The following is a 16,168-nucleotide window of genomic DNA, read 5'->3' as shown; positions in this document are numbered from 1 at the left end:
TCTTCCTCAGGGTGTACTTGCTCATCCGGACTCGCCGGCCTCAGACGTTGTTGAAGGTCTTGCCTTCGGCCACCAGCTTCTGCAGCAAGGGCGCGGGCTGCCAGAACTGGGCGTCGTCCAGCGGATTGCGGGCGTAGCGCTTCATGCTCTCGGCCACGTTGAACAGGCCCACGGTGTCGGCGTACTGCATGGGGCCGCCGCGCCAGAGCGGGAAGCCGTAGCCCGTGAGGTAGACCATGTCGATGTCGCTGGCCTTGGACGCGATACCCTCCTCGAGGATGCGCGTGGCCTCGTTCACCAGCGAGTACACCAGGCGTTCGACGATCTCCTGCTCGGAGATCTTGCGCGGCGTGATGCCTAGTTCCTTGCGATGGTCCTCGATCATCTTGTTGACCAGTTCGCTGGGGATGGCGTCGCGCTTGCCGGGCTTGTAGTCGTACCAGCCCGCGCCGGTCTTCTGCCCAAAGCGGCCCAGCTCACAGAGCTTGTCGGCCGTCTTGCTGTACTTCATGCCCGGTTTCTCGACGTAGCGGCGCTTGCGGATGGCCCAGCCGATGTCGTTGCCCGCCAGGTCGCCCATGCGGAACGGGCCCATGGCGAAGCCGAACTTCTCGATGGCCTTGTCGACCTGCTCGGGCGTCGCGCCCTCCTCCAGCAGGAAGCCGGCCTGGCGGCTGTACTGCTCGATCATGCGGTTGCCGATGAAGCCGTCCGTCACGCCCGAGACCACGGCCGTCTTCTTGATCGTCTTGGCCAGCGCCATCACGGTGGCCAGCACGTCCTTGCCGGTCTTGGCGCCGCGCACCACTTCCAGCAGCTTCATCACATTGGCCGGGCTGAAGAAGTGCAGGCCGACCACGTCCTGCGGACGCTTCGTGAAAGACGCGATCTTGTTGAGGTCCAGCGTCGAGGTGTTGGAGGCCAGGATGGCCCCGGGCTTCATCACCGCGTCCAGCTTCTTGAACACCGCTTCCTTGACGCCCATTTCCTCGAACACGGCCTCGATGACCAGGTCCGCATTCTTGATGTCGTCATAGCTCAGCGTGGTGCTCAGCAGGGCCATGCGTTGCTCGTACTTGTCCTGCTTGAGCTTGCCCTTGCCCACTTGGGCTTCGTAGTTCTTGCGGATGGTGGCGATGCCACGGTCCAGCGCCTCCTGCTTGGTCTCCAGGACCTTGACCGGAATACCTGCGTTCAGGAAGTTCATGGTGATGCCGCCACCCATGGTGCCCGCGCCGATGACGGCCACGGACTTGATCTCGCGCTTGGGCGTGTCGTCCGGCACGTCGGCGATCTTGCTGGCGGCACGCTCGGCCGCGAACACATGGCGCAGCGCCCGGCACTCGGGCGTCCACATCAGGTTGATGAAATGCTCGCGCTCGTAGGCAATGCCGTCATCGAACTTCTTCTTGGTGGCGGCTTCCACCGCGTCCACGCACTTGAGCGGCGCGGGGAAGTTCTTGGCCATCGCGCCCACGGTGTTGCGCGCGAACTGGAAGTAGGCGTCGCCCAGGGGATGTTTGGCGGGCAGGTCGCGCAGCTTGGGCAGCGGGCGGACGTCGGCTTTCTCACGCGCCAGAGCGATGGCTTCGTCCATCAAGGTATCGGCGGACTGAGCGATCTTGTCGAACAGCTTCTGGCCAGGCACCTGGGCCAGCATCTCGGCGGGCACCGGCTCGCCACTGACCATCAGGTTCAGCGCGGGCTCCACGCCCAGGGCGCGCGGCAGGCGTTGCGTACCGCCAGCGCCCGGGATCAAACCCAGCTTGACTTCGGGCAGGGCCACCTTGGTGCCTGGCGCGACGATGCGGTAGTGGCAGCCCAGGGGCAGCTCCAGCCCGCCGCCCATGGCGATGGTGTGCACGGCGGCTACCACGGGCTTGGCCGAGTTCTCGGCCGTGGCGATCACGCTCAGCAGATTGGGCTCCTGCATGGCCTTGGGCGTGCCGAACTCGCGGATGTCCGCGCCACCCGAGAAGGCGCGGCCCGCGCCGGTGATCACGATGGCCTTGACCTTGGGGTCCGCGTTGGCCCGCTCCAGGCCATCGGTCACGCCCTTGCGGGTCGCATGCCCCAGGCCGTTGACGGGCGGGTTGTTGAGGGTGATGACGGCCACGTCGCCGCGCACTTCGTAGTCAGCACTCATGCTTGCCTTCCTCTGTCAAATCGAAAATAGAACGACCGTTCGATAGTCGTCGATTGTAGGGCGCAGGCGGACAGGCGGCTTGTCACTGCAGGGACAAAACACCGAAACCCAAGGAATACCCTAGGTCCCCGTCGCGCACCACGGTCATTCGATCCTGGTCGCGCGCAAGCGCAAGGCATTGGCAATGACGCTCACCGAGGACAAGGCCATGGCCGCCGCAGCGACCACCGGCGAAAGCAGCAGGCCGAAGGCCGGGTACAGCACACCCGCCGCCAGCGGGATGCCGGCCACGTTGTAGGCGAAACTCAACACCAGGTTCTGCCGGATGTTGCGCATGGTCGCGCGCGACAAGGCCCTCGCACGCACGATGCCCATCAGATCCCCGTGCAGCAGGGTGACGCCCGCGCTTTCCATGGCCACGTCGGAGCCCGTGGCCATGGCCAGGCCGATGTCGGCGGCGGCCAGGGCCGGCGCGTCGTTGACCCCATCGCCGGCCATCGCCACCACCCGCCCCTGTGATTTCAAGTCTCGCACCACCGCGGCCTTGTCCTCGGGAAACACATCGGCGATCACCTCCGCGATGCCGAGCTGGCGCCCCACCGCCTCGGCCGTGGTCCTGTTGTCTCCGGTCAGCATCACGACGCGCAGACCCGCGGCCTGGAGTGCCTGCAAGGCCTGCGGCGTCGTGGCTTTGATCGGGTCCGCCACCGCAACGAAACCGGCGAGCCGACCCGCGACGCCCACGTAGATGACGGTGGCCGCCTGCTCGCGCTGCGTCTGCGCCAACGCCGCCAGGCCGGCCACGTCCAGCCCCTGTTCAGCCAGGAACCGGGCGCTGCCCGAGACGACGCGCTCGCCCTCCACCATGCCCACCACGCCCTTGCCCAGCGGCGAATCGAAATCCGTGACGGGCAGCAAGGGCAACTGGCGTGCCTGCGCGCCCGCCACGATGGCCAGAGCCAGCGGATGCTCGCTCGCGCGCTCCACGCTGGCGAGCTTCTGCAGGACCTCCCGCGCCGTGAAACCTGGCACGACCTCGACGTGCACGATCTCGGGCCGCCCTGCCGTGAGCGTGCCGGTTTTGTCGACCACCAGGGTGTCCACCTTTTCCATGCGCTCCAGCGCCTCGGCGTCGCGGATCAGCACACCTTGCTGAGCGCCGCGTCCCACGCCGACCATGATGGACATGGGCGTGGCCAGGCCCAGCGCGCAGGGACAGGCGATGATCAGCACCGCCACCGCGTTGATGAGGGCGTGGCTGAACGCGGGCTCCGGCCCCCACAGCATCCAGGCCGCGAAGGTCAGCGCCGTGATCGCGATCACCACCGGCACGAACCAGCCCGACACCTGGTCCGCCATGCGCTGGATGGGCGCTCGGCTGCGCTGCGCCGCGGCGACCATGTGGACGATCTGCGCCAGCAGGGTGTCCGCCCCGACCTTCTCCGCCCGCAGCACGAAACCGCCGGTCTGGTTGAGCGTGCCCGCCGTCACCTTGGAGCCGGCAGCCTTGGCCACCGGCAGAGGTTCGCCCGTCACCATGGATTCGTCGACATTGCCCTGGCCTTGGACGAGTTCACCGTCCACGGGCACTTTCTCGCCCGGACGCACGCGCAGCAGGTCACCGACCTGGATGGTGTCCACGGGCACGCTCGCGTCAGAGCCGTCACTGCCGTCGGAACGCACTTTCATCGCCGTCTTCGGGGCCAGGCTCAACAGCGCCTGGATGGCGCCGGAGGTCTTTTCGCGCGCCCTCAGTTCCAGCACCTGGCCCAGCAGCACCAGCACGGTGATGACGGCCGCCGCCTCGAAATAGACGGCCACCGAACCCTCCGGGCCGCGCAGGGCAGGCGGAAACAGCCCCGGAGCCAGCGTGGCCACGATGCTGTAGAGCCAGGCAGCGCCTGTGCCCAGCGCGATCAGCGTGTACATGTTGAGACTGCGGTGGCGGACCGAAGCCGCCGCCCGCGCGAAGAAGGGCCAGCCGGCCCAGAGCACGACCGGCGTGGCCAGCAGGAGCTGCACCCAGTTCGACAACCACGGAGCGACCCAATGGTGGATGTTGAAGAGGTGGGCCCCCATCTCGAGCACGAACACCGGCAGCGTGAGGGCCAGTCCGATCCAGAAGCGCCGCGTCATGTCGCGCAGTTCCGGACTTTCGGCGCCTTGATCGCTCGCCAGCACCGGCTCCAGCGCCATGCCACAGATCGGGCAGTTGCCCGGCCCCGGCTGACGCACCTGCGGGTGCATGGGACAGGTGTAGTCCCCGAGCCCGGCCGCCCGGACGGGGTCCGGGGCTGCGGTGGGTCGTACAAGCGGGGCATGCGCGGGAGGATGCGCATGCCCCGCGTGGGCGGCATGGCCAGAACGTTCGTGGTGATGTTCGTGATCGGATGGGGACATGGATCTCACCGGTAGGACTGGAACACGGTCGACGTGCCATTGCGCTGAACCAGCAGCACATCGTAGGCGTCTCTGCGCCCGCCATACTCCGGTCCATCCATGCCCGGCGACCCCATCGGCATGCCGGGCGCGGCCAGGCCCAGGGCCACGGGCCGGGCCTGGAGCAGACGACGGATGTCGCGTGCCGGCACATGGCCCTCGATGACGTAACCCTGCACCAGGCCGGTGTGGCAGGAGCCAAATTTGTCGGCCAGCCCCATGCGGCGGCGGTAGTCGTTCTTCACCGTCTCGCGGACATCATGAGCCGTCACCACGAAGCCTTCGGCCTCAAGGTGACGCAGCCAGTCCTTGCAGCAGCCGCAGTTGGAGGTTTTCCAGACCTCGATCGCCGTGCGGCCTTGGACAGGTTGGGCCGCGGCCCGGCCAAGCGACAGTCCGCCCAGCGCTGAAATGCCGGCCAGCAGGCATGTGCGTCGTTGCATGATCTTCCCCTTCCCGCTTCAAGGCTGGACGGTGATCGTGCCCACCATGCCGGCCTCCTTGTGGCCAGGCACGAGGCAGGCAAAGGCGAAGCTGCCGGGACGGTCGAAGGTCCAGACGATGCCACCGCGCTGACCCGCCTTCAGGTTGATCTGGTTGGGCTCCTCATGCTGCATGCCTGGCATCTTTTTCATCATTTCGGCGTGCTCGTCCAGTTCCGCCTGGGTGCCGATCACCATCTCGTGCACCAACTGGCCCTGGTTGACGACGAAGAAGCGGACGGTCTCTCCGGCCTTGACCGTGATGGCCGCTGGCGTGAAGCGCATGGTGTCACCCATCTGGATTGGAACCGTGCGGGTGACCCGGGCCGGATCGCCCGGGCGACCAGCTGCCGAGGCGTGCGCCGCCATGCCACCGTGGTGCATGCCGGCCATGTCGTGACCGCCATGCGTGCCGGGCTTGCCGTGACCGCCTTCATGGTTGCCCGCCGCTAACAGCAGGGTGGGCATGGCAAGCGTCATGGCCAGGGCGATTTTCAGGTTGATCGTGTTCATGGGAATTGCCTTTCAGGTATGTCTGTGTGTGTGATGAATCAAAGTCAGAACCAGAAGCGCAGACCGGCCACGGCGCGCGTCTCGCGCACGGGCTCGTCCGCCGCGCGCCGCAGGTCGGCCGTCTCGCCGAAATGCCCGGCCCATTCGACGCCGAGGTAGGGCGCGAACTGGCGCGAGAACTCATAGCGCAGGCGCAGCCCCACCGTGCCATCGGAGAGCCCCTGGCCGATGCCGTTGGCGGCATCGCGTCGGCCATGCGCCTGGGCTTCCAGGCGGGGTTGCAGCACCAAGCGCTGGGTGAGCAGCAGATCCTGCTCCACGCTCAAGCCCAGGGCCGTGCGCCCACCCTCGCCCAGGTAGGCCGTCACGCCGACCTCGAACCAGTACGGTGCCAGGCCGTCGATGCCCAAGGCCAGCCAGTTACGGGACCGCCCACCTTCCGCCGTGTCATGGCGCAGGCCGAGTTGCGCATCCCAGTAAGGCGCCACGGCATGGCTCCACAAAACCTCGGTGCTGGAGGCTTCGAGTTGGCCGTCCGCCACTTCGCCCTCGGCCTTGAGCACCAGGCGGTTGTGGTCACGGCCCCAGCGGGCCAGGAACTCATAGGCGCCCGTGGTGGTACCGCTGTCACTGTCCCGCACCGCTTCCAGCCGGTCGGCCAGGAACAGGCCGTGGCTGTGCTCGTCACCCATGAAGAGGCTGCGTTCGGACCCGAGCGCATACGGCCCGCTGGACAAGGTGGTTCCGCCCGCGTAGGCATGCGGGTCACGCGCATCGGCTGGCGCGGAACCACCCTGCATCTGCATCGCGCCATGGTCCATGCCTTGCATCGCCGTGCTGGACTGGGCCATCGCCAGCGGACTGCCCAGCAGAGCCAGCAGCAGCGCAGCGGGCGCGAGAGGAGAAAGACTTCTGAATTGGTTCATGGTCCATTCCTCCTTCACGCCACCACGACTTCGCGGAACATGCCGGCGTGCATGTGCAGCATCAGGTGACAGTGCCAGGCCCAGCGGCCCATCGCATCGGCGGTGACAAGAAAGCTCACGCGCTGCGCGGGCTGCACGGGTACGGTGTGCTTGCGCGCAACGAAACGGCCCTCGGCATCCTCCAGCTCGCTCCACAGACCGTGCAGGTGCATGGGGTGGGTCATCATGGTGTCGTTGTGCAGGATGACACGCAGGCGCTCGCCGAAATTCATGCGCACGGGCGTGGACTGGCCAAAGGCCAGCCCGTCCAGCGACCAGGTGTAGCGCTCCATGTGACCGGTCAGGTGCAGCTCGATCTCGCGCTCGGGGCCACGCGGGTCCAGCGGTCCGCCCAAGGTGCGCAGATCGGCCAGGGTCAACACGCGCCGGCCGTTGTCGCGCAGGCCCACACCGGGGTCGTCGAGGTTGGTGCGCGCCGTATCCACGCGCATGTCGGTGCTGGGGCCGTATTCGGTGCGCGCATGGCGCGCTAAGGCGCTGGGACGGGCCAATGGGTTCGCCATGGCCGACATGGCGTGGCCCCCGTGGCCATCATGCCCGGCGTGATCCATCCCGGGCATGGCCGAATTGCCATGCCCCATGCCTGCATGCCCTTCTTCGCCCGTCACCGCCCCGTGCCCTGCGGCGCCGTGGTCCATCGAACCATGGTCCATTCCCCCCATCATGTCCGACATGCTCAGCCACACGCGCGGGTCCAGGGCGGGCACCTGGGCCTGCAGGCCCGCGCGCGTCGCCAGCGTGCCGCGTGCGTAGCCCGTGCGCTCCATCGACTGGGCGTACACGGTGTAGGCTTCGTCGCGCGGCTGGACAATCGCGTCATAGGTCTCGCCGGGTCCAAAACGGAACTCATCCACCGTCACGGGTTCCACGTCCACGCCGTCGGTCTGCACGATGGTGAGTTTCAGACCCGGAATGCGCACGTCGTAGAAGGTGTGGGCCGAGCCATTGATGAAGCGCAGGCGCACCCGCTCTCCGGGGCGAAAAAGGCCGGTCCAGTTGCCCGCCGGTGTGCTGCCGTTCATCAGGTAGGTCAGCGTGGCCGCCGAGAGGTCGCCCAGGTCGGTGGGGCTCATGCGCATCTCGTTCCACATGCGCCGTTTGTCCATGGCGGCCTTCAGGCCCTCGTTGGATGCATCGCGGAAGAAATCGACCACCGTGGGCTGGTGGTGGTTGTAGTAGGCACTGTGCACCTTGAGCTTGTGCATCACCTGCATCAAGTCCTCGTCGGTCCAGTCCGACAGCAAAACGACATGATCACGGTCGGCGCGAATGCGTTCGCCACCTCGGGGCTCGACGATGATGGCCCCGTACATGCCCACGGCTTCCTGCATGTTGGAGTGCGAGTGGTACCAGTAGGTGCCGCTCTGCTCCACCTTGAAGCGGTAGGTGAATGTGGCGCCGGGCGGTATGCCCGCGAAACTGATGCCGGGCACGCCGTCCATCTGGTACGGCAGGATGATGCCGTGCCAATGAATGGAGGTGTCCTCTCGCAGGCGGTTGGTGACGCGGATAGTCACCTCCTCGCCCTCGCGCCAGCGCAGCGTGGGCGCCGGGATCGAGCCATTGATGGCCACACCCAGGCGTGGCGTTCCGGTGTAGTTGACGGGCAGTTCGGCCACCTCGAGCTGGAATTCCGTGCCGCTGAGTTCCGGCGCGGCCCGGCCTGCATTGGCGGCCTGGGCCCCGCGCAACAGCGAGGAAGCGGTGTAAGGCGACAAGCCGAGCAGCAGGCCGCCAGCGGCCAGGCCCTGCACGAAGCGTCGGCGCGCATGGGGCGGCACGGACGCGTAAGGGTTCGATGGAATGTTCAAGACCAACTCCTGAGTTCGATGCACAAGCGTCGCCGAGCCACGCGGACGCGGCGGACGCACCATGGGCAGGGAAACTCAGGCGATGGGGGGTTTGTCGCCCGGCAGCGGCGTGGCGCTGAGGTCGGCCGGCAGATCGCCCCAAGGCAAGGACGCGCTTGCCCAGGACAGGCCCAAGCCATTCAACGGCGGGGTCAAGGCCACCGTGTGGCAGGTCTGGCAATACACGCAGTTGGCGCAACTGCTGCTGTCGTGCTGCGTGTGTGACGTGTCCTGCGCCGCGTCGTGCACGATGACCTCATGCAGGCCATGGTCGATGGGCACCCGACGATCGTTGACGGTGGGCGTCGCACCGTGGCCACCATGGCATTCCTCGGCGGCGGTCGATTGATCAACAGGCAGGGCCTGTGTCAGGGGGGCCGAGGGCATGGGCAAGGCCGTCGCCATCTCCGTCGCCATGACCATGCCTGCCCAGCCGCGCAAGGGCAGCAGAACGAGCAGGGCCAGCAGGAGGCAGCGGCGAGGCAACATGGCGAGCATCATACGCCCGCCTTGTCAGCGGACAACCCTGTGGGGGTCTATCACCAGCGCAGCAAACGGGGGCCGAGCAGCGCGCCCGCCAGCGTCGGCACCAGCATGCCCAGCAGGTACCAAATGGCCCAGAAAGGCACTTCCATCTCCGGGCAATGCAGGCAATAGGCGACCGTCGCCACCGAACCCGCCAGCAGGCCTGCCATGGCCCCGGCCAGGCGCGGCTGCGTCGGCGCCAGACCCCGCATGGCCCACATCACGGCGATGAAGCCCGGCACCGACAGCAAGGCGATGTTGAAAGGGCATTCCCTCCAGCTCAGGCCCAGCATCAGATTCAGACGCTCAGGCGCGGGCGCCAACCACAGCACGACCAGCGCCGCCGCCCAGAGCAGCGCCACCGGCGCGACCAGGACGGTCCAGCCCGGTCCACTGACCGGCACGCCCGGCCGCGCAAGTCGCGTCACCGCGAGCAAGGCCCCCAGGGCCAGGACCAGGGGAACGACCATCTTGATCCAGAACAGCGGCACGCCCAGCATGGGTGCCAGGTCAGGGCGCAGGCCAAGGAGCCACAGCATCAGCAGCACGGCGCCCGAGCCGCCGATGAGCAAAGCGGCGGCGAAGCGCTTGGCCGCCAGATGGCGGTCCACGGGCGCCACGTCCGCAGCCAACAGGGTGATCATGTCCTTGGTTTTCATGAAGCGTCTCGTATCCTGGCCGCCAGGGCCTTGAGCCCGCGATGCACGCCCACCTTCACGGCCGATTCCGACAGGCCGGTGAGTCGCGCGGTCTCCACCACCGACAGTCCCTGCAGCTTGACATGCAGGATGGGCAGGCGCTGCTTGTCGGGCAGTTCCTCCAGCAGCTTGAGCACATCGCGCCGTGCCTCGCCGGCCTCGTCCTCGGCAGCAGCGAACAGCTCGGCCTCTTCGTCCAGCGGATCATTCAGATCTTCGCGGCGCGCACGCCCACGCAGAAAGTCTGCCAGCTTGTAGCGCGCGATCGCGTGCACCCAGGCCGTCAACGGTTGGCCGGTGCGGTAGGTGTGGCGTGCGTTGTGCACGGCGATGAGGATTTCCTGCACGATGTCCTCGATTTCATCCTGGAGCCGGAACAGGCGCTTGCGCAGAAAGGCGCGCAGGTGACCGCTCAGATCGTCCAGGAAGGCATGGTAGGCCGCCGCGTCGCCGTCCAGGCCCCGCAGCATCAGCGCCTTCAGGCGAGCTTCGGCAAGCTCGACGGGTGTCTTTCCTGTCATTCGTTCCGTGCAGGGTGCTGGTTACAGGGGGTGCGAAATATTTCTCTCAGCACCCCCGCAAGCCATTGATTCTATTGTGCCCCTCCCCGATCATTGGCTTACGGGTCCGACCGGACTCACGCAGTCAAAATTTTGGACTGCCTGTAACCGGCTCCGGCCCGGTGACGAAGTAACCCTCGGACCCTAGGCGGACGCGATCGGCGCGGCGCGGTGGGCCGAACACCTTTCAACCCTCTCGAGGAAATCGACACCATGAACGCACGCAATCTCGCCACCGTTGCCGTCACCTTCTCCGCCCTGGCCGCAGGGGTCGCGCTGGCCCAGTACCCTTCCGCGACACCTGCCAAGAAAACGACCGCTGTCGAGAAGTGCTACGGCATCTCCAAGGCCGGCCAGAACGACTGCAAGGCCGGCGCGGGCACGAGCTGCGCGGGCTCTTCCAAGGTGGACTACCAGGGTGATGCTTGGAAGAACGTTCCCGCCGGCACCTGCACCACGATCAAGACGCCCAAGGGCATGGGTTCGCTGACCCCGACGATGTCCTGACCCAGGCGCGAGGCCTCACACCATGGCAGACAGCAAGGCGCTCGGCGCGGGCCTCGGCCTGAAGCCACAGCATTTTCAGGACGCACGGGAGGCCGACGACCCCGGCCTGTGGTTTGAGGTGCATCCCGAGAACTACCTGATGGACGGCGGCCCGCGTCTGGCCTGGCTGCAGGCCGTGCGCGAACGCCATCCGCTGTCCTTGCATGGGGTCTCCCTTTCGCTGGCGGCGGACGCGCCGCCGGACCCCGTGCAGCTGGCGCGGCTCGTGCGCTTGGCCACGCGGGTCGAACCCGCGTTGGTGTCCGAGCACCTGGCCTGGTCAAGCTGGAACGGCCACTACCACCCGGACCTGCTGCCCTTCCCCCGCACCCAGGCCGCGCTTTCACGCATCAGCAACAACATCGCGCGGGTGCAGGATGCGCTGGGCCGGCGCATCGCCATCGAAAACCCCTCGCACTACCTGCGCATCGATGGGCATGAATGGGGCGAAATCGACTTCCTGAACGAACTGGTGCGGCGATGCGGCTGCGGCTTGCTGCTGGACGTGAACAATGTGCAGGTCAGTGCGCACAACCTGGGTTACGACGCGGCAACCTACATCGACGCTTTTCCGGCCGATGCGGTGATGGAAATCCACCTTGCGGGTCATCGTTTTGACGAGGCCCAGGCAGCGAACCAGGGCGAAGCGAGGACGCCTCCGCTGTTGATCGACAGCCACGACGTATCAGTCGCTGAGTCAGTTTGGACCTTGTACGAGCGTCTGATCGCGCGCATCGGCCCGCGTCCCACACTGATCGAGCGAGACGACGCCATCCCGCCCTATGCCGAACTGCAGGCTGAAGCGCGACGGGCCGCAGCCCTGATGGACCGGCACAAACGCACGGCCACGAGCCTTGCGGTTGAGATGGCTCCGCAGGTGATTCCCGCATGAACTCCCTAGCCACAGGCGCGCCAGCGGGGGCGCAGCCCCTGACCAATGCAACGGTCATGGGTGACGCGCTCGCGCGTTTTCAAAACGATTTCGTGCTCGCGCTCTACCACCCCGACTCGGCCTCGGCCACGCTGGCCCCACTGGTGGCGCAGCCCGGTTTCGCGGTCTACCGCAACACCGTGTTCAAGGGTTGCATCGACGCGCTGGAAGCCAATTTTCCGACCGTCGCGCGCCTGGTCGGCTCGGCTTGGTTTCGCGCCGCTGCCCTGCCTTATGTGCGAGCGACACCGCCTAGCTCGGTCATGTTGATGGACTATGGCCTGGACTTCCCCGACTTCCTGACCGACTTCGAACCCGCGCGTGAACTGCCCTACCTCGCCGACGTGGCGCGGCTGGACCGGTGCTGGATCGAGGCCCACATGGCGGCCGATGCACTCGCGCTAGAAGCGGACACCCTCGCGGCCCTGCCCGCAGAGGCCTTGGGCGAGTTGCGGCTGCGCCCGCACCCGGCCACCCGCTGGGCTTGGCACGCGGACCAGCCCATCTACGCGATTTGGTGCGCCAACCGTGAGGAAATAACACTCGACGGGCAACTGCCCTGGGTCGGTGACGGCGCCCTACTGACGCGCGCGCCACACGATGGCGCTGTGCGCTGGCAGGCGGCAGGCCCGGGTCTGTGCGCCTTCCTGGATGCCTGCGCGGCCGACCAGTCCCTCACGCAAGCTGCACAGTCGGCATGGCAGGCCGAGGCCGAACTCGACCTGGCCCGTCTGTGGGCCGACCTGATCACCACGGGCGCGCTGTCGGCGCCACGCGCCGACTGAAACCCAAATTTCCACCAAACCCAGGACACTCACATGCCCACGACCACGGAAACGACCTCCCACACCGGGCGCCTGCGCGCGCGCTGGAACGCATGCGCTGACCTGCTGGAACGCTGGATCGGCCACGACCTGATCGCGTTGGCGGCCCGCGTCGCCTTGGCCGCCATCTTCCTGATGTCCGGTCGCACCAAGGTGACGGGCCTGCTGACCGTCAGCGATGGGACCTACGCGCTGTTTCGCGAGGAATACCATGTCCCGCTGCTACCGCCCGATCTGGCTGCGCACCTCGCGACCTATGCCGAGCACCTGTTTCCGCTGCTGCTGGTGCTCGGCCTGGCCACGCGCCTGTCAGCCCTGGGCCTGCTGGGCATGACCTTGGTGATCCAGGTTTTCGTCTACCCCGATGCCTGGCCAACTCACCTGTCCTGGGCAGGTCTGCTGCTGTACCTCGCGGCGCATGGTGGTGGCAGGCTCTCGGTGGACCGCAGCCTGGGTCTACACTGAGGCCTCGCAGGTCGTCCCATTCCGCCCAGATCTCAACCCTTGACCGCGTCCTGCACAACGCAGAACAGGAAAGCCGCCACCATGCTCCCCCGCTTGCAGATCCGCACCGGCCTGTGGCTGGTGCTGGGCATTTTTTCCCTGGCGCTCTGGGCGTCGGCCGGGCTGGCCTGGCTGGGCGCGCGCCAGGCCGCGCGCGACATTGACGCGACGGCCGTGCTTGACCAGCGCATCCGGCCGCTGCACGAGACGGGCAAGCTGCTGCTGACGGCCCTGGTCGGCATGAACAATGCCTACATCCAGTTGCAGCGCGGGGACCAGGTCGCGGCCACCGACGAGGTGCGCAAGGCTTCGGCCGCGGTCCAGGCCGCCGCCAAGGCCTTCGAGACCTACCGTGCGACGGTACCGGGCGACGACCCGCACGCGCGCCGCGCGGTGCTGGCCTACGAGCGTTACGCACGCGTGCTGGGCCTGCGCGAGGAAGCGCTGTACGAAGTCTCGCTGGAACGCTACGTGGCCGCCGCCGGCGAAGCCGAACAGGCCGACGCGGACTTCAGTACCGCGCTGCGCGAGGCCATCGCCGAGGCTGAGGGGCAGCGCGACGCCCTGCGCCTGGCCTCCGAGTCTCGCGCCACCCGCTCGGGCGGCATCGCCCTGGGGCTGTTCGGCCTGACGCTGGCCCTGGCCGCGCTGTGCCTGCTCTTCTTCCGCCAGCGTCTGCTGGGGCCGTTGGCACAGGTTGATCGGCAATTCGACCGCATCGCGGCCGGTGACCTGAGCAGCGCGGTGTCCAGCGCGCGGCAGGACGAGATCGGCGCGTTGCTGATCGCGCTGGACCGCATGCAAGTCGGGCTGGCGCGCACCGTGGCGTCGATCCGGCAAGGGGCGTCGGCAGTGGACCAGGGCACGCGCGGCATCGCCGACGGCAATCTGGCGCTGTCGGCGCGCACCGAACAGCAGGCGGCCGCGCTGGAACAGACGGCCGCCACGCTGGAAGAACTGTCGGCCGCCGTGCGGCAAAACGCCGGCCAGACCAGTCAGACCCGGGATCTGGCACGCGCCGCCTCGGACGAGGCCGCGCTGGGTGGCCAGGCCGTGGCACGGATCACCGAGACCATGCAGCAAGTCTCGACCCACGCGCGGCGCATCGTCGACATCGTGGGCATCATCGACGGCATCGCCTTCCAGACCAATCTGCTGGCGCTCAACGCCGCGGTGGAAGCGGCACGGGCGGGTCAGCAGGGCAAGGGTTTCGCCGTGGTGGCGGGCGAGGTGCGCTCGCTGGCACAACGCAGCGCCCGAGCGGCCGCCGAGGTCAAGGACCTGATCGAACAGTCCTCGGCCAGCGTGGCGCTGGGCGCGGACCAGGCCACGGAGGCCGACCGCACCATGCGGCAGGTCGTGAAGTCGGTTGAACAGCTGATGCAGACCCTGGACCAGGTCGCACTGGCCACGGCAGAGCAATCCGACGGCATACAGCAGGTCAGTCTGGCCGTCACCGAGATGGACCGCGCCACGCAGGAGAACGCGGGCTTGGTCGAGCAGACGGCGCGCGCGGCCAAGGCGCTCAAGGCGCAGTCCGACCAGCTGGTGGAGACAGTGTCGGTGTTCCGACTCGCGCCGGGCGCGGACGTAGCCGAAGCAAGCGCCGAGGCGGCACCGTCGCTGACCTGGACAGAGGGCTCAGACCTCCAGCCACTCCTTGCGCACCGCCGTGTTGGCGCGCAAGGTCTCGGGTGAGCCTTCGAACACGATACGGCCATGGCCCATCACGAGCACGCGGTCGGAGATCGTCATCGCGATGGTGAGCTTTTGCTCGATCAATAGCACCGACACGCCGCGCGCCTTGAGCGTCTGGAGGTACTGACCCACTTGCTCGACGATCTTGGGCGCGAGGCCTTCGGTGGGTTCGTCGATGATGATGAGGTCCGGGTCGCCCATGAGGGTGCGGCACAGGGTCAGCATCTGCTGCTCGCCCCCGGACAACACACCACCCGGTGTGTGCTGACGTTCCCGCAGACGGGGAAACAGCGTGTACATGTCCTCATAGGACCACCGGCTCTTCGCACCCCGCCCCCGCTTCTCGCCCAGCATCAGGTTCTGGTGCACCGTGAGGTCGGGGAAGATATCGCGGTTTTCAGGCACGTAGCCCAGGCCCAGGTGCGCGATCTCATACGCCTTGCGACCCTGCAGCGGACTCTCACGGAAGCGCAGTTCACCCGTGCAGTCCACGAGTCCCATGACAGCTTTGGCCGTGGTGGAACGGCCCGAACCGTTGCGCCCGAGCAGGGCCACGATCTCGCCCTCGCCCACCGCGAAGTTCACGCCATGCAGCACATGGCTCTTGCCGTAATACGCATGCAGGTCACCGACCTGCAACAAGGGCTTCATGTTGGTGTTTGTGTTCATGCCCGGGCCTCCGCCTGGTTCTCGGCGACGACCGAACCCAGATACGCCTCCTGCACGCGCGCATTCGCGCGCACAGCCTCGGGGGTATCGAAGGCCAGCAACTCGCCGTAGACCACCACGGCGATCTTGTCGGCCAGACCGAACACCACGCCCATGTCGTGCTCCACGGTCAGCAGCGTCTTGCCCTCGGTCACCTCGCGGATCAGGCCGATGAAACGGGTGGTCTCACTCTGGCTCATGCCCGCCGTGGGTTCGTCAAGCAATACGACCTCGGCACCGCCCGCGATGGTGATCCCGATCTCCAGCGCGCGCTGTTCGGCGTAGGTCAGGTTGCCCGCTTGCGTATCGCGCCGCTTTTCCAGACGGATCATCAGGAGCAGCTCGTCCACGCGCTGGTTCACGTCGTGCAGGCCAGCCAGGAAACGCCAGAAGGTGTAACGGTAGCCCATGCTCCAGAGCACGGCGCAGCGCAGGTTTTCCTTCACACTCAGCCGGTGGAAGATGTTGGTGATCTGGAAGCTGCGCGCCAGGCCCTTGCGGTAGATCTCGTAGGGACGCAGGCCGTCGATGCGTTCGCCCTTGAGCAGGATCTCGCCGGAGCTAGGGCCGAAGCGGCCGCTGATCAGGTTGAACAGCGTGGACTTGCCCGCGCCATTGGGTCCGATCACGGCGATACGCTCCCCCTGCTTCACCGTGAGGTCGATGCCGCGGATGATCTCGGACTTGCCAAAGCGCTTGGTCACGCCCTTGAGTTCCAGGGCGTTGGTATTGGAAACGGAACTCAAGGCCATTGTCAT

Annotated in this window: 16 protein-coding genes; 5 read left to right on the top strand and 11 right to left on the bottom strand. The window is 67.0% G+C overall.

Going from position 1 to position 16,168, the window contains the following annotated elements; genetic code table 11:
- Window positions 1-40: 40 nt before the first annotated feature.
- From AZ34_RS09635 to AZ34_RS09595, 9 genes are all read right to left on the bottom strand, one after another.
- Window positions 41-2,146: a 3-hydroxyacyl-CoA dehydrogenase NAD-binding domain-containing protein gene (locus tag AZ34_RS09635; RefSeq protein WP_035607503.1), complete on the bottom strand. Its 2,106-nt coding sequence runs from the start codon at window positions 2,144-2,146 to the stop codon at window positions 41-43.
- A 144-nt stretch (window positions 2,147-2,290) separates the two neighbouring features.
- Window positions 2,291-4,546, bottom strand: a complete 2,256-nt coding sequence (locus tag AZ34_RS09630; RefSeq protein ID WP_035607501.1) for a copper-transporting P-type ATPase — start codon at window positions 4,544-4,546, stop codon at window positions 2,291-2,293.
- Window positions 4,547-4,551: 5 nt separating this feature from the next.
- On the bottom strand, window positions 4,552-5,028 hold the full coding sequence (locus tag AZ34_RS09625; protein WP_035607499.1) for a DUF411 domain-containing protein: 477 nt from the start codon (window positions 5,026-5,028) through the stop codon (window positions 4,552-4,554).
- Window positions 5,029-5,046: 18 nt separating this feature from the next.
- Complete coding sequence (locus tag AZ34_RS09620; protein WP_035607497.1) at window positions 5,047-5,580, bottom strand: cupredoxin domain-containing protein; 534 nt, start codon at window positions 5,578-5,580, stop codon at window positions 5,047-5,049.
- Between the two features lie 44 nt (window positions 5,581-5,624).
- Window positions 5,625-6,506, bottom strand: coding sequence for a copper resistance protein B (locus AZ34_RS09615; RefSeq protein ID WP_231495501.1), 882 nt, complete (start codon window positions 6,504-6,506; stop codon window positions 5,625-5,627).
- A 14-nt stretch (window positions 6,507-6,520) separates the two neighbouring features.
- Window positions 6,521-8,377 (bottom strand): copper resistance system multicopper oxidase, encoded by a 1,857-nt coding sequence (locus AZ34_RS09610; protein ID WP_419670208.1) that lies wholly within the window; start codon window positions 8,375-8,377, stop codon window positions 6,521-6,523.
- A 75-nt stretch (window positions 8,378-8,452) separates the two neighbouring features.
- The gene (locus tag AZ34_RS09605) at window positions 8,453-8,905 is read right to left on the bottom strand and encodes a hypothetical protein (RefSeq protein ID WP_155831772.1); all 453 of its coding nucleotides are present in this window, start codon (window positions 8,903-8,905) and stop codon (window positions 8,453-8,455) included.
- 50 nt (window positions 8,906-8,955) lie between these two features.
- The gene (locus AZ34_RS09600) at window positions 8,956-9,600 is read right to left on the bottom strand and encodes a DUF1109 domain-containing protein (protein ID WP_035607490.1); all 645 of its coding nucleotides are present in this window, start codon (window positions 9,598-9,600) and stop codon (window positions 8,956-8,958) included.
- Window positions 9,597-10,160, bottom strand: coding sequence for a sigma-70 family RNA polymerase sigma factor (locus AZ34_RS09595; protein WP_035607487.1), 564 nt, complete (start codon window positions 10,158-10,160; stop codon window positions 9,597-9,599). The genes AZ34_RS09600 and AZ34_RS09595 overlap by 4 nt, the downstream gene beginning before the upstream one ends.
- 252 nt (window positions 10,161-10,412) lie before the next feature.
- Here AZ34_RS09595 and AZ34_RS09590 point away from each other — a divergent pair, with 252 nt between their 5' ends.
- The 5 genes from AZ34_RS09590 (at window position 10,413) to AZ34_RS09570 (ending at window position 14,702) form a co-directional block, all read left to right on the top strand.
- Window positions 10,413-10,706 (top strand): DUF2282 domain-containing protein, encoded by a 294-nt coding sequence (locus tag AZ34_RS09590; RefSeq protein ID WP_035607484.1) that lies wholly within the window; start codon window positions 10,413-10,415, stop codon window positions 10,704-10,706.
- 22 nt (window positions 10,707-10,728) lie between these two features.
- On the top strand, window positions 10,729-11,637 hold the full coding sequence (locus AZ34_RS09585) for a DUF692 domain-containing protein (protein ID WP_051509660.1): 909 nt from the start codon (window positions 10,729-10,731) through the stop codon (window positions 11,635-11,637).
- Window positions 11,634-12,461, top strand: a complete 828-nt coding sequence (locus AZ34_RS09580; protein WP_231495500.1) for a DNA-binding domain-containing protein — start codon at window positions 11,634-11,636, stop codon at window positions 12,459-12,461. Before AZ34_RS09585 ends, AZ34_RS09580 begins: the two co-directional genes overlap by 4 nt.
- 33 nt (window positions 12,462-12,494) lie before the next feature.
- Window positions 12,495-12,965 (top strand): DoxX family protein, encoded by a 471-nt coding sequence (locus AZ34_RS09575; protein WP_035607480.1) that lies wholly within the window; start codon window positions 12,495-12,497, stop codon window positions 12,963-12,965.
- A gap of 81 nt (window positions 12,966-13,046) precedes the next feature.
- On the top strand, window positions 13,047-14,702 hold the full coding sequence (locus tag AZ34_RS09570) for a methyl-accepting chemotaxis protein (protein WP_051509659.1): 1,656 nt from the start codon (window positions 13,047-13,049) through the stop codon (window positions 14,700-14,702).
- Here AZ34_RS09570 and AZ34_RS09565 read toward each other — a convergent pair.
- Window positions 14,646-15,371: an ABC transporter ATP-binding protein gene (locus tag AZ34_RS09565; RefSeq protein ID WP_419670207.1), complete on the bottom strand. Its 726-nt coding sequence runs from the start codon at window positions 15,369-15,371 to the stop codon at window positions 14,646-14,648. The two genes, AZ34_RS09570 and AZ34_RS09565, sit on opposite strands and share 57 nt — an antisense overlap.
- A complete protein-coding gene (locus AZ34_RS09560) occupies window positions 15,368-16,162 on the bottom strand; it encodes an ABC transporter ATP-binding protein (protein WP_155831876.1) in 795 nt (264 codons plus the stop codon). The genes AZ34_RS09565 and AZ34_RS09560 overlap by 4 nt, the downstream gene beginning before the upstream one ends.
- Window positions 16,163-16,168: the final 6 nt, after the last annotated feature.

This window comes from Hylemonella gracilis str. Niagara R (assembly GCF_000600295.1).
Taxonomy (GTDB): Bacteria; Pseudomonadota; Gammaproteobacteria; order Burkholderiales; family Burkholderiaceae_C; genus Hylemonella; species Hylemonella gracilis_A.
This window is presented reverse-complemented; position numbering and strand designations above follow the sequence as displayed.